We start from the raw sequence: 26,024 nt of genomic DNA on the forward strand, positions 1-26,024 counted from the left end.
ATCGTGGAGAACTTGATTGCGCTGCTCGTCGCAGCGCCTTTGCTCGGAGCCGCGGTACTGCTGTGCGGCGGGCCGCGCCTCGACCGCGTCGGACACTGGCTCGGGACGCTGCTCGCGGGTGCGTCGTTCGTGATCGGCGTGGTGCTGTTCGGCGCCATGCTGGGGTACGACGTCGAAGCGCGGACCATGCGCCAGCATCTGTTCAGCTGGATCCCGGTGGAGGGCTTCCAGGCGGATGTCGCCTTCCAGCTCGACCAGTTGTCGATGACTTTCGTGCTGCTGATCACCGGTGTGGGCTCGCTGATCCACATCTACTCGATCGGCTACATGGAGCACGACGAGCGCCGGCGCCGCTTCTTCGGCTACCTGAACCTCTTCCTCGCGGCGATGCTGCTCCTCGTCGTCGCCGACAACTACCTGCTGCTGTACGTCGGGTGGGAGGGCGTCGGTCTGGCGTCGTACCTGCTCATCGGCTTCTGGCAGCACAAGCCGAGCGCGGCGACGGCGGCCAAGAAGGCCTTCATCGTCAACCGCGTGGGCGACATGGGCCTGTCCATCGCGATCATGCTGATGTTCACCACCTTCGGAACCTTCGCCTTCGGGCCGGTGCTCGAAGCGACGGGGGACACGGGCGAGGGCAAGCTCACCGCCATCGGCCTGATGCTGCTGCTGGCGGCCTGCGGAAAGTCCGCCCAGGTGCCGCTGCAGTCCTGGCTGGGCGACGCGATGGAGGGCCCGACCCCGGTCTCGGCCCTCATCCACGCCGCCACCATGGTGACCGCGGGCGTGTACCTCATCACCCGCTCCGGCGCGATCTTCAACGCCGCGCCCGACGCGCAGTTGGCGGTCGTGGTCGTCGGTGCGGTCACGCTCCTCTTCGGTGCGATCGTCGGTTGTGCGAAGGACGACATCAAGAAGGCGCTGGCCGGTTCGACGATGTCGCAGATCGGCTACATGATCCTGGCGGCGGGCCTCGGCCCCATCGGATACGCCTTCGCGATCATGCACCTCGTGACGCACGGCTTCTTCAAGGCCGGGCTCTTCCTCGGCGCCGGATCGGTCATGCACGGCATGAACGACGAGGTCGACATGAGGAAGTACGGGGGCCTGCGGAAGTACATGCCCATCACCTTCGTGACCTTCGGCCTCGGCTACCTCGCGATCATCGGCTTCCCGGGTCTGTCCGGCTTCTTCTCCAAGGACAAGATCATCGAGGCGGCCTTCGCCAAGGGCGGCACGGAGGGCTGGATCCTCGGCGCGGTGGCCCTGCTGGGCGCGGCCATCACGGCGTTCTACATGACCCGCGTGATGATCCTGACCTTCTTCGGCGAGAAGCGCTGGCAGCCCGCCCCCGACCCGGACAAGGTGCCCGGCGTCGAGCCCGGCATCGAGGCGAAGCCCGGTGAGATGCCGCACCCGCACGAGTCGCCCAAGTCGATGACGATCCCGATGATCGTGCTCGCCTTCGGATCGGTCTTCGCCGGAGGGTTCTTCAGCATCGGCGACCGGTTCGTGACGTGGCTGAAGCCGGTCACCGAGTTCGAGCACGGGCATCCGCCGATCAGCGCCGGGGCGATCACCTCGGCGACCGTCGCGGTGATGGTCATCGGCGTCGCGATCGCGTATCTCCAGTACGGCCGCAGGCCCGTCCCGGTCGTCGCCCCACGCGGCTCCCTGCTCACCCGCGCCGCCCGGCGCGATCTCCTCCAGGACGACTTCAACCATGTCGTGCTGGTCCGAGGCGGCGAGCACCTGACCCGCTCCCTGGTGTACGTCGACCACACCCTGGTCGACGGGGTCGTCAACGGTACGGCGGCCTCGTTCGGCGGGCTCTCCGGCCGGCTGCGCAAGCTGCAGAACGGCTATGCCCGCTCGTACGCGGTCTCGATGTTCGGCGGTACGGCGATCCTCATTGCCGTGACCCTGCTGATGAGGGCGGTCTGATTCCGATGTCTTTTCCTCTTCTGACGGTTACGGCGGCGCTCCCGGCGGTCGGTGCGGTCCTGACCGCCGCCGTCCCTGCCGCCCGCCGCACCGCCGCCAAATGGCTGGCGCTGCTCTTCTCGCTTGCCACGCTGGTACTGGCCGCGATCGTGGTCGTACGGTTCGAGCCGGGCGGCGACCGGTACCAGCTCAATGAATCCCATGCCTGGATCAAGGACTTCGGCGTCAGGTACGAGCTGGGCGTGGACGGCATCGCCGTCGCACTGATCGCGCTGACAGCTGTGCTGATCCCCTTCGTGATCCTGGCCGGCTGGAACGACGCCGATCCTCTGGAGACTAAGAGCTCCCGGTGGCGGCCTACTCAGCGCTTCTTCGCGCTGATCCTGATGGTCGAAGCGATGGTGATCATCTCCTTCGAGGCCACCGACGTCTTCCTCTTCTACATCTTCTTCGAAGCCATGCTCATTCCGATGTACTTCCTCATCGGCGGCTTCGGGGACCGGGCACACGCAGGCGGCGACGAGGCGGCCGCGACCCAGCGGTCGTACGCCGCCGTCAAGTTCCTCCTCTACAACCTGGTCGGCGGGCTCATCATGCTGGCCGCCGTCATCGGGCTGCACGTGGTGGCCGGGACCTTCTCGCTCGCGGAGATCGCCGAGGCGCGCGCCAATGGGTCGCTGGAGATGGCGACCAATACCGAACGGCTGCTCTTCCTCGGTTTCTTCTTCGCCTTCGCGGTGAAGGCGCCGCTGTGGCCGCTGCACACCTGGCTGCCGAACGCCATGGGCGAGGCGACCGCCCCGGTCGCCGTGCTGATCACGGCGGTCGTCGACAAGGTCGGCACCTTCGCGATGCTGCGCTTCTGCCTCCAGCTCTTCCCGGAGGCCAGCAAGTGGGCGACGCCCGTCATCATCGTGCTGGCGCTGATCAGCATCATCTACGGCGCGTTGCTCGCCGTCGGCCAGCGCGACATCAAACGCCTTGTCGCGTACGCCTCGATCTCGCACTTCGGCTTCATCGTCCTGGGCATCTTCGCGATGACGTCCCAGGGCCAGTCGGGTGCGACGCTCTACATGGTCAACCACGGGCTCTCGACCGCCGCACTGATGCTGGTGGCCGGGTTCCTGATCTCGCGGCGCGGATCGCGGCTCATCGCCGACTACGGCGGCGTACAGAAAGTCGCCCCGGTGCTGGCCGGCACCTTCCTGGTCGGCGGCCTGGCGACACTGTCGCTTCCGGGACTCGCTCCCTTCGTCAGTGAATTCCTGGTATTGGTCGGCACGTTCGCCGCGTATCCGGTGGCCGGGATCATCGCGACCCTGGGCATCGTCCTCGCCGCGCTCTACACGCTCGTGCTGTACCAGCGGACGATGACGGGCCCCGTGAAGGCCGAGGTGCACGGCATGCCCGACCTCAAGGCCCGTGAACTCGTGGTCGTCGCCCCGCTGATCGCGCTGCTGCTGTTCCTCGGAGTCTTTCCCAAGCCGCTGACGGACATCGTCAACCCGGCCGTGAAGCACACCATGTCCGACGTCCGGAAGACGGACCCCACCCCCGAGATTGAGGCGGAGGCGGCCAAGTGAGCGCATCAGCTGTCCACAGCCTGTGGACGACGGTCGCGGCGCCCAGCGCCGAGGGCGGTTTCACGGCCCCGCACATCGAGTACGCGCAGTTGGCGCCGACGCTGATTGTCGTCGGCGCGGCCGTCGTCGGTGTACTTGTCGAGGCCGTGGTGCCGCGCAAGGCCCGTTATTACGCCCAGCTGTTCCTGTCGGTCGTCGCCCTCGCCGCCGCGTTTGCCGCAGTCGTGGGGCTCGCGGTCGGCGGGTACGCCACCACCAAGGCGGGCATCGCGGCGGAGGGCGCCATCGCGGTTGACGGTCCAGCCCTGTTCCTCCAGGGCACGATCCTGCTGGCCTCGCTGGTGGCCGTGTTCACGTTCGCGGAGCGCAGGCTCGACCCGGACGCCCACGGCAACCGCGTCGACTCGTTCGCCGCGGAGGCCGCGTCCGTACCGGGCAGCGACAGCGAAAAGGCCGCCGTAAAGGCCGGGTTCACCACCACCGAAGTCTTTCCGCTCATGCTCTTCGCGGTCGCCGGGATGCTCGTCTTCCCCGCAGCCAACGACCTGCTGACGCTGTTCATCGCACTGGAAGTCTTCTCGCTCCCGCTGTACCTGCTGTGCGCCGTCGCCCGCCGCAAGCGGCTGATGTCGCAGGAGGCGGCGGTGAAGTACTTCCTGCTCGGCGCCTTCTCGTCGGCGTTCCTGCTCTTCGGGATCGCCCTCATGTACGGGTACGCGGGTTCTGTGTCGTACGCGAAGATCGCCGGCATCGTCGACGGCACGGTCAAGCAGATCGACCCGGCGCTCGCCGACACCATGGGCAATGACGCGCTGCTGCTCATCGGCGGCGCGATGATCCTGATGGGCCTGCTCTTCAAGGTCGGCGCGGTCCCGTTCCACATGTGGACCCCGGACGTCTACCAGGGCGCTCCGACGCCGGTCACCGGCTTCATGGCGGCGGCGACCAAGGTGGCTGCCTTCGGCGCGATGCTGCGGCTGCTGTACGTCGTACTGCCGGGCCTGCGCTGGGACTGGCGGCCCGTGATGTGGGGCATCGCGATCGTCACCATGCTGGGCGGTGCGATCGTCGCGATCACCCAGACCGACATCAAGCGGCTCCTGGCGTACTCCTCGATCGCGCACGCCGGTTTCATCCTGGCCGGTGTCATCGCGACCACGCCGGACGGCATCTCGTCCGTCCTCTTCTACCTCCTGGCGTACTCCTTCGTGACCATCGGAGCCTTCGCCGTGGTCACGCTGGTGCGCGATGCGGGCGGTGAGGCGACGCATCTGTCGAAGTGGGCCGGGCTCGGGCGGCGGTCGCCGCTGGTGGCCGCGGTCTTCGCGGTGTTCCTGCTGGCCTTCGCCGGTATCCCGCTGACATCGGGCTTCGCCGGGAAGTTCGCGGTCTTCAAGGCGGCGGCGGAGGGCGGTGCGGGTGCGCTGGTCGTGGTCGGTGTGATCTCGTCGGCCATCGCGGCGTTCTTCTACATCCGGGTGATCGTCCTGATGTTCTTCAGCGAGCCGAAGGCGGAGGGCCCGACGGTCGCCGTGCCGTCGCCGCTGACGATCACCGCGATCGGGGTGGGTGTCGCGGTGACGCTGGTGCTCGGTCTCGCGCCGCAGTACTTCCTGGATCTGGCGAGCCAGGCGGGAGTCTTCGTCCGCTGACCTGGACGAGTGCGCTGCTGCCGCCCGGTGTCCCTCCTCGTAGGGGTGCCGGGCGGCTGTTTTTGGGCGGGGGTGTCGGTGGGTGCCCCTATCGTGGGACGCCGGGCCTCGTGGGATGCCGGGCACGGTACGTACGGGGGGACAGAGCGATGAACGGGACGGGTGGCATGGCCGAGGCCGGCGAGATGACGCGCAGCGACGCGCTGGAGACGCTGCACCGCGTCTTCGGGTACGACGCGTTCCGTGGTGAGCAGGCTGCGGTCATCGAGCATGTGGTGGCGGGCGGAGACGCCGTCGTGCTCATGCCCACCGGTGGCGGAAAATCGCTGTGCTACCAGATCCCGGCGCTGGTCAGACCGGGTACGGGCATCGTGATCTCCCCGCTCATCGCGCTGATGCAGGACCAGGTGGACGCGCTGCGGGCGCTCGGTGTGCGGGCCGGGTTCATCAACTCCACGCAGGACTTCGACGAGCGGCGCGCGATGGAGGCGGAGTTCCTGGCGGGGGAACTGGACCTCCTGTATCTGGCGCCGGAGCGGCTGCGGCTCGACTCGACACTCGACCTGCTGGGCCGGGCCAAGATCTCCGTCTTCGCGATCGACGAGGCGCACTGCGTGGCCCAGTGGGGCCACGACTTCCGGCCGGACTATCTGTCCCTGTCGCTGCTGGGCGAGCGCTGGCCGGACGTGCCGCGCATCGCGCTGACGGCGACCGCCACGCACGCCACGCACCAGGAGATCATCCAGCGGCTGGGGATGCCGCAGGCCCGGCACTTCGTGGCGAGCTTCGACCGCCCGAACATCCAGTACCGGATCGTGCCGAAGGCCGATCCGAAGAAGCAGCTGCTGGCCTTCCTGCGTGAGGAGCACGCGGGGGACGCGGGCATTGTTTATTGCCTCTCGCGCAATTCGGTGGACAAGACGGCGGAGTTTCTCTGCCGCAACGGGATCGAGGCCGTGCCGTACCACGCGGGGCTCGACGGGGGGACGCGCGCCGCGCACCAGTCCCGCTTCCTCCGGGAGGAGGGCCTGGTGGTCGTGGCGACCATCGCCTTCGGCATGGGCATCGACAAGCCCGATGTGCGCTTCGTCGCCCACTTGGACTTGCCGAAGTCGGTCGAGGGCTACTACCAGGAGACGGGCCGGGCCGGGCGTGACGGGATGCCGTCGACGGCGTGGATGGCGTACGGGCTCCAGGACGTGGTCCAGCAGCGCAAGATGATCCAGGGCGGGGAGGGCGACGAGGCGTTCCGGAGGCGCGCGGCCTCTCATCTGGACGCGATGCTCGCGCTCTGCGAAACGGCCGCGTGCCGGCGGGCCCAGCTGCTGGCCTACTTCGGTCAGGACCCCGAGGCGTCGGCCTGCGGCAACTGTGACACGTGCCTGACCCCGCCCGAGACCTGGGACGGGACGGTGCCGGCGCAGAAGGTCCTCTCGACGGTGGTGCGGTTGCAGCGGGAGCGGCGGCAGAAGTTCGGGGCGGGCCAGATCATCGACATCCTGCTGGGGCGCAAGACCGCAAAGGTGATCCAGTTCGATCACGACCAGCTGTCGGTCTTCGGGATCGGGGAGGAGCTCGCCGAGGCCGAATGGCGGGGCGTGGTGCGGCAGTTGCTGGCGCAGGGGCTGCTGGCGGTCGAGGGTGAGTACGGCACGCTGGTGATGACCGACGCGAGCGGGTCGGTACTGAGCCGTGAGCGGGAAGTGCGGCTGCGCAAGGAGGCGAAGCCGGTGCCGGCCGCTCGGGCCGCGAAGGGCGAACGCAAGGCGAAGGCGGCCGCCGCCAATGCGGACCTGCCGGCGGAGGCGGTGCCCGTCTTCGAAGCGCTGCGGGCGTGGCGCGCGGAGCAGGCGCGGGAGCAGGGCGTACCGGCGTACGTCATCTTCCATGACGCGACGCTGCGGGAGATTGCTGCGCGTCGGCCGGGGTCGGTGGCGGAGCTGGGGGGCGTTGCGGGATTGGGCGAGAAGAAGCTGGCGACTTATGGGGAGGGGGTGCTGGGGGTGTTGGGGGCGCTTGGTTCGGCGGGGTCGCCGGAACCGGCCGCGGTTCCAGCCCCGGGCGTCCCTGCTCCGGGCCCGGCGGCCCCGGAAGCTCCCGTTGCCCCGGCGGCTGCCGAGCCCGGGGACGAGTGGGACTGGGACGCGGAGCCGCCGGCGGAGTAGCCGCTGCGCGGGGCCTTTTCCCCACCCCGCCCCTTCCCGGCTGTGACATTTGCGGCTCCGCCGCGTGGGGGGGGCAAGCCCCAGACCCCCGGTACGCCCTTCGGGCGTAGTCCTCAAACGCCGGACGGGCTGGATTTTCCAGCCCGTTGGGGGTCCCCCGGACGAAGTCTGGGGGAGTTTGAGGACCGGGGTCTGGGGCGGAGCCCCCGGGGGCGTCAGGCTGTCGGGACGATTCGGCCCGTTACCTCGCCCAGGCCCACCCTCGTGCCGTGCGGGCCCGGTGCCCATGCCGTCATCGTCACCTCGTCGCCGTCTTCGAGGAACGTGCGCTTCCCGGTGGGGAGTTCCAGCGCGTCGCGGCCGTTCCAGGTGAGCTCCAGGAGCGAGCCGCGCTCGTTGACCTCGGGGCCGCTGACCGTGCCGGAGCCGAAGAGGTCGCCGGTCCGGAGCGACGCGCCGTTCACCGTCATCTGGGCGAGCTGCTGGGCCGCCGTCCAGTACATGGTGGAGAAGGGCGGCTCGGAGACCACCTGGCCGTTGATCTTGACCTCGATACGGATGTCGAAGCCGCCGGGCTCCTCTTCCTCCGAGTCGTCCAGGTAGGGGAGGAGCGGGAAGTCGCGGGCGGGCGGAGCGACGTGGGCCGCCTCAAGGGCCTCCAGCGGGGTCACCCACGCCGAAACCGACGTGGCGAAGGACTTGCCGAGGAACGGGCCGAGGGGGACGTACTCCCAGGCCTGGATGTCCCGCGCCGACCAGTCGTTGAGGAGGAACAGGCCGAAGACGTGGTCCCGGAATGCGCCCAGCGGGACAGGCGTGCCGTGGGCGGAAGGCGTGCCGACGACGAAGCCGACCTCCGCCTCGATGTCGAGCTTCACGGAAGGGCCGAAGACCGGCGCCGGGTCCGAAGGGGCCTTGCGCTGCCCACTGGGGCGTACAACGTCCGTGCCGGACACGACCACGGTGCCGGACCGGCCGTGGTAACCGATCGGCAGATGCTTCCAGTTGGGAGTGAGCGCATCCCCGTCCGGGCGGAAGATCTTGCCCACATTGGTGGCGTGGTGCTCGCTCGCGTAGAAGTCGACATAGTCCGCGACGTCGTACGGCAGGTGCAGCGTGACGTCGGAGATGGGGTGCAGCAGAGGCTCTATGTCGGCGCGGTGCGCGGGGCTCGTGACCCACGCGGTGAGTGCGCGGCGCACATCCCGCCACGCCGTACGCCCGGCGGCCAGCAGGGGGTTGAGCGTGGGCTGGGCGAGCAGCGCGGCGTACGGAGAGCCCAGCGTGAGTGCGGCTGCACCCACGTCCAGCACATGGCCGCCGATGCGGACGCCGACCCGGCGGCGCTCGGGCTCGTCCGCCGTGGAGAAAACGCCGTAAGGGAGGTTGTGCGGGCCGAAGAGGTCGCCTTCGGCAAGGTCGAGCGGGCTCTGCTCGGGCATGGGTGCTGCCTCGCTTTCCAGGTCGTGAAGAGAACACGTTACGTGGGTGTCGGCTGCGACGGCAGTGCCTAAAGAGTTCGCAATGTCCGAAAAGCCCTTGCTGGAGGCAGGAATTCCGGCTTAGCGTCCTTTGGGACACGCGCTGGGGTGGGCCGTGTCGTGGGGGGGACAGGTGGCGAGCCGCAGCGCGCTATTCACGCCTGACCGGGACGTGCCCGGGCTGATCGTGAAGATCGGGAACTACCCGCTCCACCACGGCGGGGTGGGTGCGATCCGCAGCCTCGGGCGGCTCGGCATTCCCATGTACGCCGTCACCGAGGACCGGTGGACCCCGGCCGCGCTCTCCCGCTACCTGGAGCGCGCCTTCGTCTGGCCGACCACGGGCACGGAGGACCCCGGGCGGCTGGTCGAGGGACTGTTGCGGATGGGCCGCCGGATCGGCCGGCCCACCGTGCTCGTCCCCACCGACGAAGAGGCCGCCGTGCTCATAGCCGAGCACCAGGCGGAGCTCGCGGGCACCTTTCTCTTCCCGCGCGTCGAGGCCGGGCTGCCGCGCCGCCTCGCCAGCAAGCAGGGGTTGCACGAGCTGTGCGTCGAGCACGGGGTGCCGTCACCGGCTGCGGCTTTCCCCGATGCGTATGCCGAGGTGGAGGCATTCGCGGCCGAGGCGCGCTTTCCGGTGGTCGCCAAGAACCGGGAGGCGTTCGTACGGCGCAGGCAGCCCGCCGTCGGCGGCACGACACGCATCGAGGGGCCCGCGCAGCTGCTCGCGCTCGCGCGCGGCTGGGGCGAGCATCCCGGCGTAATCCTTCAGGAATACCTGCCGCGCGAGGAGGCCGAGGACTGGATCGTCCACGCCTATTTCGACGCGGACAGTACGGCGCTGACGATGTTCACCGGGGTGAAGGTGCGGTCGTGGCCGCCGCACGCGGGGATGACGGCGAACGCGTACGTCGTCGACAACCCGGAACTGGCGGAGATCGCCGCCCAGTTCATCAAGCGGGTCGGATTCAGCGGGATCATCGACCTCGATCTGCGGTTCGACCGACGTGACGGGCAGTACAAACTGCTCGACTTCAATCCGCGGATGGGCGCGCAGTTCCGGCTCTTCGAGAACGAGGCCGGTGTCGACGTCGTCAGGGCGCAGCATCTGCATCTGACCGGCCGCAAGGTCCCGGAGGGGGAGCAGCGGGCCGGTCACCGCTACGTCGTCGAGAACATCGACCTGGCGGCGCTCGTGGCGTACCGGCGCAGCGGCTATACGACGCCGCACGCGCCGGTGCGGGCCGGCAGTACGGAGCTGGCGTGGGTCGCGGGGGACGACCTGCTGCCGGCCGTCACGATGCTGGCGCGGTTCGTTCGTCCGGGTGCCAGGCACCTGTACCAGATGTGGCGCGGTGCCCGTGCGAACCGCACTGGCAGCCGCGCCGAGTGACACCCTGGGGAGGGGACTTCGCATGATCCGTCCGGTAGCAGTCATCGGGGCCGGGCCTTATGGCCTGTCCACCGCGGCCCATCTGCGGGCGCGCGGCATTCCGGTCCGCGTCTTCGGTTCGCCGATGGTGAGCTGGCGCGAGCGCATGCCCGCCGGAATGCTGCTCAAGTCGACGCCGGCGGCGTCCAACATCGACGCGCCGCAGCCCGGCCACGACCTGATCGACTTCTGTGCGGACACGGGGGAGCGGCGGTACGAGTCCGACTGGGACCTGGTGCCGGTCGAGACCTTCGCGCGGTACGGGCAGTGGTTCGCGGAGAAGCTGCTGCCGGACCTGGAGCAGGTGCGGGTCGTCTCCGTCGACCGTACGCGGGGCGGGCTCGCCCTGAAGCTCGACTCGGGCGAGCAGTTCCCGGCGCGGGCGGTGGTGGTGGCGACGGGCCTGTCCGGCCTCGCCAGGATGCCGCGCGAGCTGGCGGCGGTGCTGCCCGACGGGCCCTCCGCGACGGGCCCCGTCTCGCACGCCGCGCAGCACCGGGACCTGTCCCGCTTCGCGGGGCGCGAGGTGATCGTCGTCGGCGCGGGGCAGTCGGCGCTGGAGAACGCGGTGCTGATGGCGGAGGCCGGTGCGTCGTCGGTACAGATCGTGGCGCGCGGCCGGGGCGCGGTGAGCTTCGGCGACGCCCCCGACCGGCAGTCGCGGCTGCGGCCCGAGACGCCCTTCGGGCGGGCCTGGTCGCTGTACGGGCTGACCTACCACGCGACGCACGTACGCCACCTTCCCGCGCCCGCCCGCCACTATCTGGTCCGCCGGGTGCTCGGCCCGCTCGGCGCGTGGTGGCTGCGGGACCGCTTCAGGGCGGGACACGTACAGGTGACGGACGGCCGTCGTATCGTCCGCGCCCGCGTCGAGGACGGCCGCCCGGTCCTGACCCTGAGCGGCGGGCAGGGCGCGCAGCGCGAGCTGTCCGCCGACCATGTGATGGCGGCGACGGGCTACCGCATGGACGTGGCGGCGCTGGACTTCCTCGGCCACGAGCTGCGCACGGCGTTGTCGGTGACGCAGGGGGCTCCGCGGCTCGACGCGGGGTACGGGTCGTCGGTGCCGGGTCTGTACTTCACGGGGCTGCCTTCGGCGGCTTCGTTCGGGCCGGTCATGCGCTTCGTGTGCGGTACGGAGTACGCGTCGCCGCGGCTGGCGCACGCGGTGTCGGTGCGCTGACAGGGGCGGGGCGAGGGCGGGGCGCTGACACGGGTGGCGCGGCAGGGTCGCGCGCTGCGCGAAGCTTCTCGTACCCGTACCCGCACCCGATCACGCCCGGGACAAAGTGCGTACTCCTGGGCGTAGTGGCTGACCAAAGACCATACCGGGGCCCTTCGGGCTGTGCTCGGGGCCACGGGAAGGCGCTCACGGTGATCGAAAGCCGACCGGATACGCTGACTTGAGTGAAGACAGCGACACATCGACAATCCGTGTGATCGTCAGCAGACAGGAGTGACCCTCGTGACCGTCGTCGGGCCGTTCGGACTGAGCGTGCGGGACCAGGCTCTTGAGACCGATGTCCAGACCGGACTGGCAGCTGTCGAGGAGGGACTGCTCGACGCCACCAAGAGCGAGGTTCCCTTCATCACGGAGGCCGCGCAGCATCTGGTGCGGGCCGGTGGCAAGCGATTCCGTCCTCTCCTCGTCATGCTCGCCTCCCAGTTCGGCGATCCGTACGCACCGGGCATCGTGCCGTCCGCCGTGGTCGTCGAGCTGACGCATCTGGCGACGCTGTACCACGACGACGTGATGGACGAGGCGGATGTACGCCGCGGAGTCGCCAGCGCCAATGCCCGCTGGGGCAACTCGGTCGCGGTCCTCACCGGTGACTTCCTCTTCGCACGCGCGTCGCACATCCTGGCCGACCTCGGGCCCGAGGCCGTACGCATCCAGGCGGAGGCGTTCGAACGTCTCGTCACGGGCCAGATCCTGGAGACGGCGGGTCCGCGCGACGACGAGGATCCCGTCGCGCACTACCTGGACGTCATCGCCGGCAAGACCGGCTCGCTGATCGCCGTGTCGGGGCGCTTCGGCGCGCTGATGTCGGGCGCCGACGAGCGCGTGGTCGACATCCTCACGCAGTACGGCGAGCGGCTCGGCACCGCCTTCCAGCTGGCCGACGACGTACTCGACATCGCGAGCGACAGCCACGAGTCCGGGAAGACGCCCGGCACGGACCTGCGCGAGGGCATCCCCACGCTGCCGGTGCTGATCCTGCGGGCGCAGGCGGCCGAGCACGGGCGGGCGGACGACCTGGAGCTGTGCGAGCTGCTCGACGGGGACCTCGCGGACGACGCCCGGCACGCCGAGGTGCTGAAGCGGCTGCGCGTACACCCGGCTCTTGAGCAGGCGAGGCGCGAGACCATCCGGTACGCCGAGGAGGCGCGGGCCTCGCTGGCGCCGCTGCCTGAGTGCTATGCGAAGGCGGCTCTGGAGGAGCTGTGCGACGCCGTGGTGCACCGCGCGGGCTGACGTGACTCACGTCACATTGTTGCTTTGAGTCGAGACTCGGATCCGCTCCGTATTCATGCCCAGAAGCCGACGCAGGGGGCGTTGGCTCTGGAACGGGGAGATTTCCGATCATGGGCGGTATTGCGCAGCGTCGTAAGAGCGTCATCATCGGCACCACCGCGGTCGCGGCGGCCGCGGGCATCACGCTCGGAGTCCTGCCGGCCTTCGCCGACGACGGCAGCAGCAAGGGCACTTCCGGACACGGCGGGCACAGCGCCGGGTCCTCCGAAGGCGTGGCGGTGCAGAGCGGTGGCTCCGGCAGCAACCACGGCGCCTCGTTCTTCGCGGCCAGCCTGAACGGTGCCAATGAGGTACCGGTGCAGGGCGGCCCCGCCGTCGGCGACAAGGACGGCGCCGCGCTGGAGTTCGTGAAGGTCAAGGGCAGCACGGTGTCCTTCGCTGTGAAGTGGCGCGGCACCGACAAGCCGACCGCTCTCCACATCCACCAGGGCGGCAAGGGCGTCAACGGCGGCATCAAGGTCGACTTCACCGGGCAGCTCGGCAAGGGCAAGGGAACGGGCAGCAAGGGGTGGACCGCGACCGGTTCGGTCGAGGTCAAGGACACGGCTGTGCTGAACGCCTTCAAGGCCGACCCGACGGGCTTCTACGCGAACCTGCACACGGCCGAATTCCCGGGCGGCGCGGTGCGCGGCCAGTTCCACAAGGTGACCAATGCCTTCAACTTCGACCACGCCCTGAACAACTTCCAGGCCCCGGTGGTCAAGGGCAAGCAGATCTACGAGTGTAAGGAGGACGACGGGAGGCGCTCGTTCCAGCAGCGCGATGTACGGGCCGAGCTGGCCGGACACATCTCCCACTCCTTCGTGAAGCCCAACTCCGGCACACCGCAGTGGATCGCCCAGGACCACAGCGCGGTCACCGGCTCACTGATCAGCAAGTCCCCGAACGGTGACGGCAACATTCCGGAACTGGACCTCCAGGCAAAGCAGTCGGGCAAGAGGCACGGCCTGTTCGCGCACACCACCGAGATCCTGCGGCTGAACACCGTGGGTGGCGTGGCGCCGGCGGGCAGCTGCAAGACCGGCTCCGTCGAGGCCGTTCCGTACCGGGCCGACTACGTCTTCATCCAGCGCTGAAGCTGAAACGCGTAAATAGCTGCAAGGGGCAATCGGCGTCTTTCCTCACTCGTGGGGGGAGGCGCCGACGCCGTATGTCATCCCGGAGCAGTAGACGGAGTTGATCCCGGGGTCTGACGCTTCCGGCCTCCCGATTTGGTCAGATTGGGACACCACTCCCCACCAATTCGGGTGAGAATGGCGGCGCGGGGGTGGACGAGTGCAACTGGACGACGGCCGCCAACCACGGAGGTAGCGCACACATGGCACCGAACGACAGGGCACAGACCACCGAGGGGACCAAGGGCTTTGCCGCGGGCCGCCGGAAGGCCGCACGTTACGTCGTCCCCGTCGCGGTGGCGGGGGTGGCCGCGGCGACCATCGGACTCGTCCCGGCGCTCGCCGACTCGGGCGACCCGGATCTGCCGAAGATCACCGCCCAGCAGCTGATCGAGAAGATCGCGGCGTCGGACACGGAGCAGCTCTCCGGCACCGTGAAGATCAACACGGACCTGGGCATCCCGTCGCTGGGCGGCCTCGCCGAGGGGCTGATGCCCAAGGGGGAGGGCGAGGGCAGCGGCGCATCGGCCGACCCTCAGGCCAAGCTGATGGAACTCGCCTCCGGCACGCACACTCTGCGCGTCGCGGCGGACGGTCCGGACAAGCAGCGGGTGTCGATCCTGGACGACGCGGCGGAGTACAGCCTCATTCACAACGGCGACGACGTGTGGGCGTACGACAGTGCCTCGAACGAGGCGTTCCACAGCAAGGGTTCGTCGGACGCGAAGGGCTCGGACAAGGGTTCCGCCAAGGGCCGGGACAAGGGCCCGTACAAGGGATCCGCCCCCACAACTCCCAAGGAGCTGGCCGAAGAGGTCCTGAAGGCCGCGGACGAGACCACATCGGTGACCGTCGACGGCACCGCGCAGGTCGCAGGCCGGGATGCGTACCAGCTGCTCATCAAGCCCAAGCAGTCCGGTACGACGATCGGGTCCATCAGGGTCGCGGTCGACGCGGAGAACGGCGTACCGCTCAAGTTCACGCTCTCGCCGAGCAGCGGCGGCAAGGCCGCGATCGACGCGGGCTTCACCAAGGTCGACTTCGCGAAGCCGTCCGCGGACACCTTCGACTTCAGCCCGCCCAAGGGCGCGAAGGTGACCGAGGAGGGCGAGGTCAAGGCCCCGGAGAAGGGCGAGAAGGGCCTGGAGGGCCTGGAGGGCCTGGAGGGCTTCGAGGGCTTCAAGGGCGGCGAAGAGGACCTGAACAGCTTCGAGGGACTCAACATCATCGGCGAGGGCTGGACCACGGTCGCCGAGATCTCCTCCCCCGGCGGCTCCGACGCCAAGGCGCCCAAGTCGGGCGATGTGCCGCCTGAGGCACAGCAGTTCATGGACGCGCTGGGCGACAAGGTCTCCGGCAAGTTCGGCTCGGGCACGGTCTTCTCGACCCGCCTCGTCAACGCCCTGATGACGGACGACGGCAAGATGTACGTCGGCGCGGTCACCAAGGACGCGCTGGTGCAGGCCGCCAACGCGGCCAAGTAGGGCTCGGCGGCCTGGGCGCGCTTCACGGCGAAGGACATCACGGCCTGAGACGGTCCGGCCCCCGCCGGGGCCGGACCGTACAGGACTGAGCTGAGCTGAAATGAACTGAGCTGGACTGAACTGGGCTGGGCTGGGCTAGAAGGTGAGCTTCCAGCTGTCGATGTAGCCGGTGTCCTGCGCGGCGATGTCCTGGACCTTGAGTTTCCAGGTGCCGTTGGCCGCCTCGCTCGACGCGTCCACCGTGTAGGTGGCGATGACGTTGTCGGCCGAGTCATTGCCGCTGGAGTTCTTCAGCCGGTACGCCGTCCCGTCGGGCGCGACCAGGTCGACGACCAGGTCACCCCGCCAGGTGTGCTTGATGTCGACGCCCACCTTGAGGGCTGCCGGGGCATTGCCCGTACGGCCGGAGATGGTGACGGACGAGGTCACCGCGGCACCGTTGTCCGGCACTGCGACGTCCGCGGTGTTCTCGTAGGCATCGCCCGGCGGGACGGTGGGCTCGGTGCCCAGGGTCCAGATGGCGTGGGCGACGGCGTCGCTGTTGCGGTCCAGGGCGGTGTCGTTGATGTTCGCCGTGGTGTCGCAGGAGGAGTGGTAGCAGCGGTCGAAGGCCGTGCCCGCGGTGCCGCCCCACTTCTGCGCCTGGGCGCTCGTCTTCGTACGGCTCGCACCGGTGAAGAGGCCGCCGACGGGTATGCCCACGTTCTTGAAGTTCGCGTGGTCGGAGCGGCCGTCGCCCTCGGTCTCGATCTCGGTCGGGACGCCGAGGCCCGCGTAGTAGTCCTTGAAGGTCTTCTCGATGGCCGGGTCGTCGTCGTAGACGAAGTAGCCCGGGTTCGGCGAGCCGATCATGTCGAAGTTGAGGTAGCCGGAGAACTTTGAACGCTCCGTGCTGGGAAGGCTGTTGACGTACGCCTTCGAGCCGACGAGGCCGAGCTCTTCCGCTCCCCACCAGCCGAATCGCAGGTGCTTTGTGGGCTTCAGCTGGGCGCGGGAGACGGCGAGCGCGGTCTCCAGGACGGCGGCGGAGCCGGAGCCGTTGTCGTTGATGCCGGGGCCCGAGCTGACCGAGTCGAGGTGGGCGCCGGCCATCAGGATCTGGTTCGGGTCGCCGCCCGGCCAGTCGGCGATCAGGTTGTAGCCGGTCGCGCCGTTGGAGGTGAACGTCGTTACGGAGGTGGTGAATCCGGCGGCGTCGAGCTTGGCCTTCACGTAGTCGATGGATGCCTTGTAGCCGGGGCGGCCGTGGGCGCGGTTGCCGCCGTTGGCGGTGGCTATCGACTGGAGCTGGGTGAGGTGCGCCTTGACATTGGCGAGGGGGATGTCGGGGGCCGCAAGGGCCGTGTTGGGGGCGGCTGTTGTGGCCGCCATGGTTGCTGTGGCTGATGCGGGTGGTGCTGCTGATGCCGGTAGTGCGGTGGCGGCGGTCAGTGCGGCGACAGCCAGGACGGCGGCTGCCGTGGTGCGTCTGGAGAGCTTCTGCATTGTGGGGGCTCCGGTTCCGTACGGGGACAGACGGAAGATGCGAGACGCCTCGCGACGGCTGTGGCGCGGGGCGTTGGAGCTGATGGTGCAACGTTTGTGCGATGTGCGTGCTGAATGTTCGGCGCGGGATTGACTCTGCGTCAAGAGCGGAAACCGGTCAGCATTGTTCGCTATTCGGATGCCGGTCGGCGGGCCAGGTAGGCGAGGCCGCCGTGGGCTGTGGCTTCCGGATCTGAGTCCAGGAAAAGGGAGTCCCCGTCGAGGGTGAACTCGAAGATCTTCGCTCGCGGCTTCTCGGTGCAGACGATACGGTGCCGCTCTTCGGCCTTGCCCGAGGAGACGACGAAGTCCAGCGAGCCGTCGCCCGCGCAGGCGGCCTCGATGATCAACGCCTTGTCGGGCTTCATTCCGCTTGAGCTGTTGGAGTCGTTGATTCCGCCCGCTGCCGACAGCACGAACTTGCCCTCCCGGTCGAGGGTTTCCCAGTCCGTGAGGGCGGCGGCGGCGCGCTGCGCGAGATCCTGCTCGGTCGGCGCCGACGACGCCGCGGTCGGCGCCGAGGACGCCGCGGGCCGCGTCGGCGGGTCGGCAGGCTCGGCCGTGCACATCGCCGCACCGGCGAGACTGGTGAGCGCTATGAGTGCCGCAGCCGCCGCCCGGCCTGTGGAGTTCTTCATGGTGTCCCCCCATGGGTGGCGCTGGTCAGCGCCGGTCCCATGGACCATGCCGTCGGGCGGGCGTGGCGAACCTCGATTTGAGTGAAGTCAGAGCTTCCCAGGGCTCCTGCGCCTGCTGTCCGCCTGCCGTCAGTCTGCTGCCTCGCCTGCTGTCATTGGACGCAGAACTCGTTGCCCTCGGGGTCTGTCATCACCACCCACTCCCCGCCGGGCTCCTTCACGCGGCGGGCCACGACCGCCCCCACCGCCTCCAGGCGGGCCACTTCGGCCTCCCGCGCGCCCGGGTCGGCGTGCAGGTCGATGTGGAGCCTGTTCTTGACCGTCTTCACCTCCGGTACGCGCTGGAAGAGGATGCGGCGGCCGAGGCCCATTCCGGTGTCCTCGTCGTACGGGTCGTCCGGATGCCGGACGGCGATCAGATCGCGCCAGGCGCGGCGGCCGTGGGAATCCACCGTGGCGTCGGGCGGCGCGGCGCCCATCCCGACGACACGCTCGATGAGCGCGCTGTTGTCCTCCAACTCGTAGCCGAGGGCGGCTGCCCAGAAGTCGGCCTGGGCGTGCGGGTCGTTGGCGTCGACAACCAGTTTCCAGTGCAGGGTCATGGTAACCAGTTATAGTGGTTACGTGATGGAGCTCGCAACGGAAACGCCCGGACTGACCCTTCGTACCCCGGAGGGCCGCCCGTTTCTCTTCGACCCGGGCGCGCTCTGCCTGGAGCTGCTGCCGACCGGCGGGCCCGGCGCGCTCGCCCGGTACGAGGTGCTCCACGAGCCTGCCGACCTGGTGCGCTGGGCGGCGGAGAGCCGACTGCCGGGCGGTCTCGACCTGACGGTGAGCGCCGACGAGCTGGCGGACGCGCGCATGCTGCGCAACGCGCTCCACCGCCTCGCCGCAGACCGGGCCCACGGCCGCGCCCTGGCCGCCGCCGACCTGGAGGTCGTCAATGCGCGGGCGGCCGGGGAGCCGCTGGCCACCCGAATAGAGGTGGGTACGGGCTCGGGCGCTGTACGGAGATGGGTGCCCGGGGCGACCGGGGCCCGCCTGCTCTCGACGGTGGCGCGCGACGCGATCGACCTCTTCACCGGTCCGTACGCCCATCGCATACGCGAATGCGGCTCGCACGACTGTTATCTGCTCTTCGTCGACACCTCGCGGCCCGGGCGGCGTCGCTGGTGTGCGATGGAGCGCTGCGGAAACCGTCAGAAGGCGCGCGCGCACCGGGCTCGCCGGAGCGAAACGGAAGGAACCCAAGATCCCAAGGAACCGAAGGAGTGATGTGATGACGCCTACCGGACTCACGCAGGACGCGGGCTGGGAAATCGGAGTCTCCAGGACCCTGCCCCATCCGCCCGACGCCGTATGGGAGTTCATCGCGAGCCCCGAGGGCGTCGCGCTGTGGCTCGGGCCGGGAGCGGAGCTGACCGCCGAGAAGGGGGCGGCGTACCGCACCGCCGACGGCATCACCGGCGAGGTGCGCGGTTACCGGCCGGGGGACCGTATCCGAGTCACCTACGGGAGTACGACCGTCCAGGTCGCGGTCTCGGTACCGACGTCCGGGTCGAGTTCCGGGGCCGGCGAGAAGGCCGTACTCCGCTTCCATCAGGAGCGCCTCGCCAACGCCGAGGAGCGCGAGACGCAGCGCGAGCACTGGCGTGCGGTGATGGACGCGGTCGCCGCTGCGCTGGGGGACGGTTGAGGGCAGGGCGCAGCGCGCCGGCCGGCACGTCAGCCCGTGGGCTCAACCGGAGCAGGAGCCGCAGCCACCCCACCCGTAGGCACCTGAGCCTGCGCCTGCGCCTGCCCCTGCGCCCGTACCGCCGCCGCCTGCGCCTCCGCCCGCCCCCGCCGGGCCGTCCGCAGCGCATCCCACGTGAGCAGCGCCAGCGCTGCCCAGACCAGCGAGAAGCCCGCCCACCGCTCCGGCGGCATCGCCTCGTGGAAGTACACGACGCCCAGGCCGAACTGGAAGACCGGCGCCAGGTACTGCAACAGCCCCAGCGTCGACAACGGCACCCGTATCGCCGCCGCACCGAAGCACACCAGCGGCGCGGCAGTCACGATGCCGGTCGCGGCGAGCAGCGCCGCATGGCCCGTACCCTGCACGCCGAAAGTGGCGTCCCCGTGAGATCCGATCCAGATCAGGTAGCCCAGCGCAGGCAGGAACTGGATCGCGGTCTCGGCGGCCAGCGACTCCACGCCACCCAGGTTGACCTTCTTCTTGACCAGCCCGTACGTCGCGAAGGAGAAGGCCAGGATCAGCGAGATCCACGGCGGCTTCCCGTACCCGACGGCCAGCACGAGCACGGCCGCGAAGCCGACACCGACCGCTGCCCACTGGGCGGGGCGCAGCCGTTCCTTCAGCAGCAGGACGCCCATGGCGATGGTGACCAGCGGGTTGATGAAGTAGCCGAGCGAGGCCTCGACCACCTGACCGTTGTTGACGGCCCAGATGTACAGGCCCCAGTTGACGGTGATGACGGTCGCGGCGACGGCGATGAGCCCCAGCCTGCGGGGCTGTCGTATGAGCTCCTTGACCCAGCCCCACCGGCGCAGCGCCAGCAGCGCGATGCCGACGACGGCCAGTGACCAGACCATGCGATGGGCGAGGATCTCCAGGGCTCCGGCGGGCTTGAGCAGCGGCCAGAAGAGCGGGACGAGACCCCACATTCCGTAGGCACCGATGCCGTACAACAGGCCTGTCCGCTGGTCGTTGATCGCCTTCACTGACCCTCCCGTCCCGCACACATCGTCGGTCGAAGGTACCGCCGCGACAGTGCGCCTGTCATGTCCATAGGCCGATACGGTCATGACACGCGGAGTGGGGGCGCGGACACACAGAGCGGACGCACAGAGCAGGCACACAGAGCGGACACAGAGCGGACACAGAGAGGGCGCCCGGTCGGTGAGACCGGGCGCCCCTCTGAATGTGCTGTATCTGCTGTATCTCACGTACGTGTGTATCTCACGTACGTGCGTGTCAGCCGACGACGGTCCAGGTGTCATTGCCCGCGAGCAGCGCGGCCAGGTCGCCCTTCCCGTCTCTCTCGATGGCCTCGTCGAGCTGCTCGGCCATCAGCGTGTCGTAGACCGGCCGGTCGACGTTGCGCAGGACCCCGATGGGCGTGTGGTGCAGCGTGTCCGGGTCGGCGAGGCGCGACAGTGCGAACGCCGTCGTGGGCGAGGCGGCGTGCGCGTCGTGGACGAGGATCTGCGACTCGTTCTCGGGCGTGACCGCGACGACCTTCAGGTCACCCGTGGCCGCATCCCGTACGACACCCTTCGAACCCTCGGCCCCGAAGCGGATCGGCTGCCCGTGCTCCAGCCGGATCACCGCTTCCTCGGCCTGCTGCTGGTCCTTCAGCACCTCGAAGGCGCCGTCGTTGAAGATGTTGCAGTTCTGGTAGATCTCCACCAGCGCCGTGCCGGGGTGGTCGGCGGCCTGCCGCAGCACGCTCGTGAGGTGCTTGCGGTCCGAGTCGACCGTACGGGCCACGAAGCTGGCCTCCGCGCCGATCGCCAGCGACACCGGGTTGAAGGGCGCGTCGAGCGAGCCCATCGGCGTCGACTTGGTGATCTTGCCGACCTCTGAGGTCGGGCTGTACTGGCCCTTGGTCAGCCCGTAGATCCGGTTGTTGAACAGCAGGATCTTCAGGTTCACATTGCGCCGCAGCGCGTGAATCAGGTGGTTTCCGCCGATGGACAGCGCATCGCCGTCACCGGTCACCACCCACACGCTCAAGTCGCGCCGCGAGGAGGCCAGCCCGGTCGCGATCGCGGGCGCGCGGCCGTGGATGGAGTGCATCCCGTACGTGTTCATGTAGTACGGGAAGCGGGACGAGCAGCCGATTCCGGAGACGAAGACGATGTTTTCCTTCGCCAGCCCGAGCTCGGGCATGAAGCCCTGCACGGCGGCGAGGACCGCGTAGTCACCGCAACCGGGGCACCAGCGCACTTCCTGATCGGACTTGAAATCCTTCATTGACTGCTTGGCCTCGGCCTTGGGCACCAGCGAGAGCGCCTCGTTCGCCTTAGGCATCGTTGGCCTCCTTGAGAGCCGTGGCGAGCTGCTCGGCCTTGAACGGCATTCCGTTGACCTGGTTGTACGAGTGGACGTCGACCAGATATCTGGCTCTGAGCAGAGTGGCCAGCTGTCCGAGGTTCATCTCGGGCACGACCACCTTCTCGTAACGCCCCAGAACGTCACCGAGATTCCGGGGGAACGGGTTGAGGTTGCGCAGATGAGCCTGCGCGATGGGAATCCCGGCACGGCGCAGCCGGCGTACGGCGGCCGTGATCGGTCCGTACGTCGAGCCCCAGCCCAGCACCAGGGTCTTGGCACCGTCCCGGTCGTCGACCTCCAGGTCCGGGACCTCGATGCCGCCGACCTTGGACTGGCGCAGGCGGACCATGAGGTCGTGGTTGGCCGGGTCGTAGGAGATGTTGCCCGTGCCGTCCTGCTTCTCGATTCCGCCGATACGGTGCTCCAGTCCCGGCGTACCGGGCACAGCCCATGGACGGGCGAGGGTCTGCGGGTCGCGTTTGTACGGCCAGAAGACCTCGGTGCCGTCGGCCAGCTCGTGGTTGGGCCCGGTCGCGAACTGCACGCGAAGGTCGGGGAGTTCGTCGATCTCCGGGATCCGCCACGGCTCGCTGCCGTTGGCCAGGTATCCGTCGCTGAGCAGGAACACGGGCGTGCGATAGGTGAGCGCGATCCGCGCCGCGTCCAGGGCCGCGTCGAAGCAGTCCGCGGGGGTCTTCGGCGCCACGATCGGCACCGGGGCCTCGCCGTTCCTGCCGTACATCGCCTGGAGCAGGTCGGCCTGCTCGGTCTTGGTCGGCAGGCCCGTCGAAGGGCCGCCGCGCTGGATGGCGACCACGAGCAGCGGCAGCTCCAGCGACACCGCGAGACCGATCGTCTCCGACTTCAGCGCCACGCCGGGCCCCGAGGTGGTGGTGACGGCGAGCTGGCCGCCGAACGCCGCGCCGAGCGCCGCGCCGATGGCCGCGATCTCGTCCTCGGCCTGGAAGGTCCGCACACCGAAGTTCTTGTGCTTGGACAGCTCGTGGAGGATGTCGGAGGCCGGGGTGATCGGGTACGACCCCAGGTACAGCGGCAGGTCCGCCTGCTTACTGGCGGCGATCAGCCCGTACGACAGGGCCAGGTTCCCGGAGATGTTGCGGTACGTCCCGGTGGGGAACGCCTCGGTCGCCGGGGCAACCTCGTAGGAGACCGCGAAGTCCTCGGTGGTCTCACCGAAGTTCCAGCCGGCCCTGAAAGCCGCCACATTCGCCTCGGCGATCTGTGGCTTCTTGGCGAACTTGGTCCGCAGGAACTTCTCGGTGCCCTCGGTCGGCCGGTGGTACATCCACGACAGCAGCCCCAGCGCGAACATGTTCTTGCTGCGCTCGGCCTCCTTGCGGGAGAGCCCGAAGTCCTTGAGCGCCTCGACCGTCATCGTCGTGAGCGGCACCGGATGGACGTTGTACGCCTCCAGGGAGCCGTCCTCCAGCGGAGACGAGTCGTACCCGACCTTGGCCATCGGGCGCTTCGTGAATTCATCCGTATTGACGATGATCTCGGCGCCGCGCGGCACATCCCCGATGTTCGCCTTCAGCGCGGCCGGGTTCATGGCCACCAGGACGTTGGGCGCGTCGCCCGGCGTCAGGATGTCGTGGTCGGCGAAATGCAACTGGAAGCTCGATACGCCGGGCAGCGTGCCGGCGGGTGCCCGGATCTCGGCCGGGAAGTTCGGCAGGGTCGACAGATCGTTTCCGAATGTCGCCGTTTCCGAAGTGAAGCGGTCGCCAGTGAGCTGCATGCCGTCACCGGAGTCACCCGCGAAACGAATGATCACCCGGTCCAGGCGGCGGATCTCTTTCCCGGAAGAACTCCGCACACCGCGCTGCTCCCCGACGACGGCCTCATCGGCTCCGTCGACACCCTCGGCTTCGTTGGCCTGCTCGGCCGGGCTACTGACCTGGCTGGTCACTGAACTGGACCTCCCTCGAGGCGGCTGTTCAGGAGTCGCCGGCCCACCGGCGGCCCCATGGCCCACCCTACGTCGGTAAGGGTGGCCTTCCCTGGACCGATCACATAGTGGTCCTGTATATGAGACGCCATACTGTCCTGGTTTGCCATGGTTCCATCGCCCCCTGGCGCTCTCTTCGAAGACGCTCCGTACTCGTCCGTCGGTTCTAGGACCGCTTTCAGGAATTCAGGTACGTCAGAACTGCGAGGACCCGCCGGTGATCCCCTTCACTCGGCGAGAGTCCCAGCTTCAGGAAGATATTGCTGACGTGCTTCTCGACCGCACCGTCACTCACCACCAGCTGTTTCGCGACCGCCGAATTCGTCCGGCCCTCCGCCATCAGACCGAGGACCTCCCGCTCGCGAGGCGTCAGCCCGGCGAGGACGTCCTGCTTGCGGCTGCGGCCCAGCAACTGCGCCACGACCTCCGGGTCGAGCGCGGTGCCGCCCTGGGCCACCCGGACCACCGCGTCCACGAATTCCCTGACCTCGGCGACCCGGTCCTTGAGCAGATAGCCCACTCCGCGGCTCGACCCGGCCAGCAGCTCGGTGGCGTACTGCTCCTCGACGTACTGCGACAGCACCAGCACCCCGATTCCGGGATGGTCCTTGCGCAGCCGCACCGCCGCCCGTACGCCCTCGTCGGTGTGGGTCGGCGGCATCCGTACGTCGGCGACCACCACATCCGGCAGCGCACCCTGCGTTGCCAGATCCCCCACGGTCTTGATCAGTGCTTCCCCGTCCCCGACACCGGCGACGACATCGTGCCCGCGGTCGGTCAGCAGCCGGGTCAGGCCCTCCCGAAGCAGCACTGAATCCTCGGCGATGACGACCCGCACCCTGTCCTCCACGACCTTGTATCCCCCATGCAATCGATCGCTCCCCATTCAACGACCCCAGCATTCCAGCATCCGGACTTGTGCGTGCCCAGGTGATGGGAAGAGTGGCGTACGACTCGGGTTGCAAAGCAGGGGAGCGGCGGTGCGGGGCCGAAGGGCGCGGGGGCGGCGGGTCAGCCGCGCCAGGGCAGCTCCGCCGTGACGGTGGTCGGCCCGCCCACCGGCGAGTCGACGACCAGGATCCCGTCGACCGCGTCCAGCCGTTCCGCGAGCCCGGCCAGCCCCGAACCGGACTGCGTGTCGGCGCCCCCCTTCCCGTTGTCGCTCACCTGGAGCATCAGCCGGTCCGCCGTCTGCCACACATCGATCGTGGCCCGGGACGCCCGTGCGTGCTTGCTGATGTTCTGCAGGAGCTCGGAGACCGTGAAGTACGCGATGCCCTCGATGGCCGGGGCCGGCCGCGACGGCAGATCCACCTCGACCTGCACCGGCACCGTGCACCGCGAGGCCACGGCGGACAGCGCCGCGTCCAGACCGCGGTCGGTCAGGACGGCCGGGTGGATGCCACGGGCCAGGTCGCGCAGCTCCTGCAGAGCCACCTTCACCTCGCCGTGCGCCTCGCCCACCATGCGCGCCGCGGCCTCCGGATCCTCCGTCAGCTTCTCCTTCGCCATGCCCAGGTCCATGGCGAGGGCGACGAGCCTGGCCTGCGCACCGTCGTGCAGATCGCGCTCGATGCGGCGCAGGTCGGCAGCGGCCGTGTCGACGACGACGCCCCGGTCCGACTCCAGTTCGGAGACGCGGGTGGCCAGCTTGGACGGGCCGAGCAGCCCGGCCACCATCAGAGCGTCCACGGTCGTCAGGGCCCGTATGACCCACGGGGACAGGAGAGTGACGAGCAGGCCCAACGCACTGGTCGCCGCCAGCTCGACAGGGCTGTCGAGGTAGACGCTGTGCGTGCTGTCGCCGTACAGCTGGAGACCGCCCATCCCTGCATAGACCGGGAAAACCCACTGCCACAGCGGGTACGTGAGCATGCCCCAGCCGAACGTCCAGAGGATCACCGAGAGTGTGAAGGCGAAAATCCCCCAGGGCAGATGCAGCACGGCGTACAGCAGGTGACGCCAGGACGCCCCGTTGTTGAGCATCGCGCCCATCCACGACATCGCGCCGCCACCGGGCTTGGGCCGCACGGGCGCGGGAGCCGCGACGTCGACCTTGAGCAGCGCCCGGGCGCGGGCCCGTTCCATCGCCCCGAAACCGCGGCAGCCCGCCAGGCCCGCCGCCAGGACCGGTACGCCGAGGAAGGTGATCAGCAGGGCCATGCCTATCGACGACATGGTGATCGCGAAGGTGAAGAGCACGATGCTGATCGGCAGACTGAGTATCAGGTAACCGAACTCGCGCCACGTACGGGCCTCGATCGGGGCGCGCAGCGCCGGGGGCAGGAAGTGGCGCCTCGGGGGGCTGCCCTCGGGCTCCCACTGATCCCGGGTCTGCGGTGCGTACTCCGTGGCCATCGCTGCCGTCCGTTTCTGCTCTGGTGCTGCTGCTGATTGGTTGCGTATCTCAAGAATGCTGGGACGGGCAGGCCGGGACC

The 26,024-nt window shown here is 69.0% G+C and carries 20 protein-coding genes; 11 read left to right on the forward strand and 9 right to left on the reverse strand.

Going from position 1 to position 26,024, the window contains the following annotated elements; translation table 11 throughout:
• Nucleotides 1-3 precede the first annotated feature (3 nt).
• From nuoL to recQ, 4 genes are all read left to right on the forward strand, one after another.
• On the forward strand, nucleotides 4-1,944 hold the full coding sequence (nuoL, locus tag PXH83_RS17440) for an NADH-quinone oxidoreductase subunit L (protein ID WP_274561337.1): 1,941 nt from the start codon (nucleotides 4-6) through the stop codon (nucleotides 1,942-1,944).
• A 5-nt stretch (nucleotides 1,945-1,949) separates the two neighbouring features.
• Nucleotides 1,950-3,527: an NADH-quinone oxidoreductase subunit M gene (locus PXH83_RS17445; protein WP_274561338.1), complete on the forward strand. Its 1,578-nt coding sequence runs from the start codon at nucleotides 1,950-1,952 to the stop codon at nucleotides 3,525-3,527.
• Nucleotides 3,524-5,179, forward strand: coding sequence for an NADH-quinone oxidoreductase subunit NuoN (gene nuoN, locus PXH83_RS17450; RefSeq protein ID WP_274561339.1), 1,656 nt, complete (start codon nucleotides 3,524-3,526; stop codon nucleotides 5,177-5,179). The genes PXH83_RS17445 and nuoN overlap by 4 nt, the downstream gene beginning before the upstream one ends.
• Nucleotides 5,180-5,328: 149 nt before the next feature.
• Complete coding sequence (gene recQ, locus PXH83_RS17455; protein ID WP_274561340.1) at nucleotides 5,329-7,344, forward strand: DNA helicase RecQ; 2,016 nt, start codon at nucleotides 5,329-5,331, stop codon at nucleotides 7,342-7,344.
• A 215-nt stretch (nucleotides 7,345-7,559) separates the two neighbouring features.
• Here recQ and fahA read toward each other — a convergent pair whose 3' ends face one another.
• The gene (gene fahA / locus PXH83_RS17460) at nucleotides 7,560-8,786 is read right to left on the reverse strand and encodes a fumarylacetoacetase (protein WP_274561341.1); all 1,227 of its coding nucleotides are present in this window, start codon (nucleotides 8,784-8,786) and stop codon (nucleotides 7,560-7,562) included.
• A gap of 172 nt (nucleotides 8,787-8,958) precedes the next feature.
• On the opposite strand from fahA, the gene PXH83_RS17465 reads away from it, so the two are divergent.
• The 5 genes from PXH83_RS17465 to PXH83_RS17485 all read left to right on the forward strand — a co-directional run bounded on the left by PXH83_RS17465 (nucleotide 8,959) and on the right by PXH83_RS17485 (nucleotide 15,395).
• Nucleotides 8,959-10,221: a carboxylate--amine ligase gene (locus PXH83_RS17465; protein ID WP_274561342.1), complete on the forward strand. Its 1,263-nt coding sequence runs from the start codon at nucleotides 8,959-8,961 to the stop codon at nucleotides 10,219-10,221.
• A gap of 22 nt (nucleotides 10,222-10,243) precedes the next feature.
• Nucleotides 10,244-11,443 (forward strand): FAD-dependent oxidoreductase, encoded by a 1,200-nt coding sequence (locus PXH83_RS17470; RefSeq protein ID WP_274561343.1) that lies wholly within the window; start codon nucleotides 10,244-10,246, stop codon nucleotides 11,441-11,443.
• Between the two features lie 282 nt (nucleotides 11,444-11,725).
• Nucleotides 11,726-12,736 carry a polyprenyl synthetase family protein gene (locus PXH83_RS17475; protein ID WP_214920462.1) on the forward strand — a complete coding sequence of 337 codons (1,011 nt, stop codon included), beginning with the start codon at nucleotides 11,726-11,728 and terminating at the stop codon, nucleotides 12,734-12,736.
• Between the two features lie 110 nt (nucleotides 12,737-12,846).
• Complete coding sequence (locus tag PXH83_RS17480; protein ID WP_274561344.1) at nucleotides 12,847-13,872, forward strand: CHRD domain-containing protein; 1,026 nt, start codon at nucleotides 12,847-12,849, stop codon at nucleotides 13,870-13,872.
• A 242-nt stretch (nucleotides 13,873-14,114) separates the two neighbouring features.
• A complete protein-coding gene (locus PXH83_RS17485; protein ID WP_274561345.1) occupies nucleotides 14,115-15,395 on the forward strand; it encodes a LolA family protein in 1,281 nt (426 codons plus the stop codon).
• Between the two features lie 135 nt (nucleotides 15,396-15,530).
• Here the strand turns inward: PXH83_RS17485 and PXH83_RS17490 are convergent, their stop codons facing one another.
• From PXH83_RS17490 to PXH83_RS17500, 3 genes are all read right to left on the reverse strand, one after another.
• Nucleotides 15,531-16,880, reverse strand: a complete 1,350-nt coding sequence (locus PXH83_RS17490) for a M28 family metallopeptidase (RefSeq protein ID WP_274561346.1) — start codon at nucleotides 16,878-16,880, stop codon at nucleotides 15,531-15,533.
• Between the two features lie 170 nt (nucleotides 16,881-17,050).
• Nucleotides 17,051-17,557 carry a hypothetical protein gene (locus tag PXH83_RS17495; RefSeq protein ID WP_274561347.1) on the reverse strand — a complete coding sequence of 169 codons (507 nt, stop codon included), beginning with the start codon at nucleotides 17,555-17,557 and terminating at the stop codon, nucleotides 17,051-17,053.
• Nucleotides 17,558-17,709: 152 nt separating this feature from the next.
• Complete coding sequence (locus PXH83_RS17500) at nucleotides 17,710-18,159, reverse strand: VOC family protein (RefSeq protein ID WP_274561348.1); 450 nt, start codon at nucleotides 18,157-18,159, stop codon at nucleotides 17,710-17,712.
• 25 nt (nucleotides 18,160-18,184) lie between these two features.
• On the opposite strand from PXH83_RS17500, the gene PXH83_RS17505 reads away from it, so the two are divergent.
• Both PXH83_RS17505 and PXH83_RS17510 read left to right on the forward strand, forming a co-directional pair.
• Nucleotides 18,185-18,832, forward strand: a complete 648-nt coding sequence (locus PXH83_RS17505) for a CGNR zinc finger domain-containing protein (protein ID WP_274562873.1) — start codon at nucleotides 18,185-18,187, stop codon at nucleotides 18,830-18,832.
• Nucleotides 18,833-18,836: 4 nt separating this feature from the next.
• On the forward strand, nucleotides 18,837-19,253 hold the full coding sequence (locus PXH83_RS17510; protein WP_274561349.1) for an SRPBCC family protein: 417 nt from the start codon (nucleotides 18,837-18,839) through the stop codon (nucleotides 19,251-19,253).
• A 29-nt stretch (nucleotides 19,254-19,282) separates the two neighbouring features.
• Here PXH83_RS17510 and rarD read toward each other — a convergent pair whose 3' ends face one another.
• The 5 genes from rarD to PXH83_RS17535 all read right to left on the reverse strand — a co-directional run bounded on the left by rarD (nucleotide 19,283) and on the right by PXH83_RS17535 (nucleotide 25,944).
• Nucleotides 19,283-20,281: an EamA family transporter RarD gene (rarD, locus tag PXH83_RS17515; protein ID WP_274561350.1), complete on the reverse strand. Its 999-nt coding sequence runs from the start codon at nucleotides 20,279-20,281 to the stop codon at nucleotides 19,283-19,285.
• Between the two features lie 253 nt (nucleotides 20,282-20,534).
• Nucleotides 20,535-21,593 (reverse strand): 2-oxoacid:ferredoxin oxidoreductase subunit beta, encoded by a 1,059-nt coding sequence (locus PXH83_RS17520; RefSeq protein WP_214920451.1) that lies wholly within the window; start codon nucleotides 21,591-21,593, stop codon nucleotides 20,535-20,537.
• Nucleotides 21,586-23,547 (reverse strand): 2-oxoacid:acceptor oxidoreductase subunit alpha, encoded by a 1,962-nt coding sequence (locus PXH83_RS17525; RefSeq protein WP_274561351.1) that lies wholly within the window; start codon nucleotides 23,545-23,547, stop codon nucleotides 21,586-21,588. Before PXH83_RS17525 ends, PXH83_RS17520 begins: the two co-directional genes overlap by 8 nt.
• A gap of 217 nt (nucleotides 23,548-23,764) precedes the next feature.
• On the reverse strand, nucleotides 23,765-24,424 hold the full coding sequence (locus PXH83_RS17530) for a response regulator transcription factor (protein WP_274562874.1): 660 nt from the start codon (nucleotides 24,422-24,424) through the stop codon (nucleotides 23,765-23,767).
• A gap of 173 nt (nucleotides 24,425-24,597) precedes the next feature.
• Nucleotides 24,598-25,944 carry a sensor histidine kinase gene (locus PXH83_RS17535; protein ID WP_274561352.1) on the reverse strand — a complete coding sequence of 449 codons (1,347 nt, stop codon included), beginning with the start codon at nucleotides 25,942-25,944 and terminating at the stop codon, nucleotides 24,598-24,600.
• Between the last annotated feature and the right edge of the window lie 80 nt (nucleotides 25,945-26,024).

Origin of the sequence: Streptomyces spiramyceticus (assembly GCF_028807635.1) — a bacterium.
GTDB lineage: Bacteria > Actinomycetota > Actinomycetes > Streptomycetales > Streptomycetaceae > Streptomyces > Streptomyces spiramyceticus.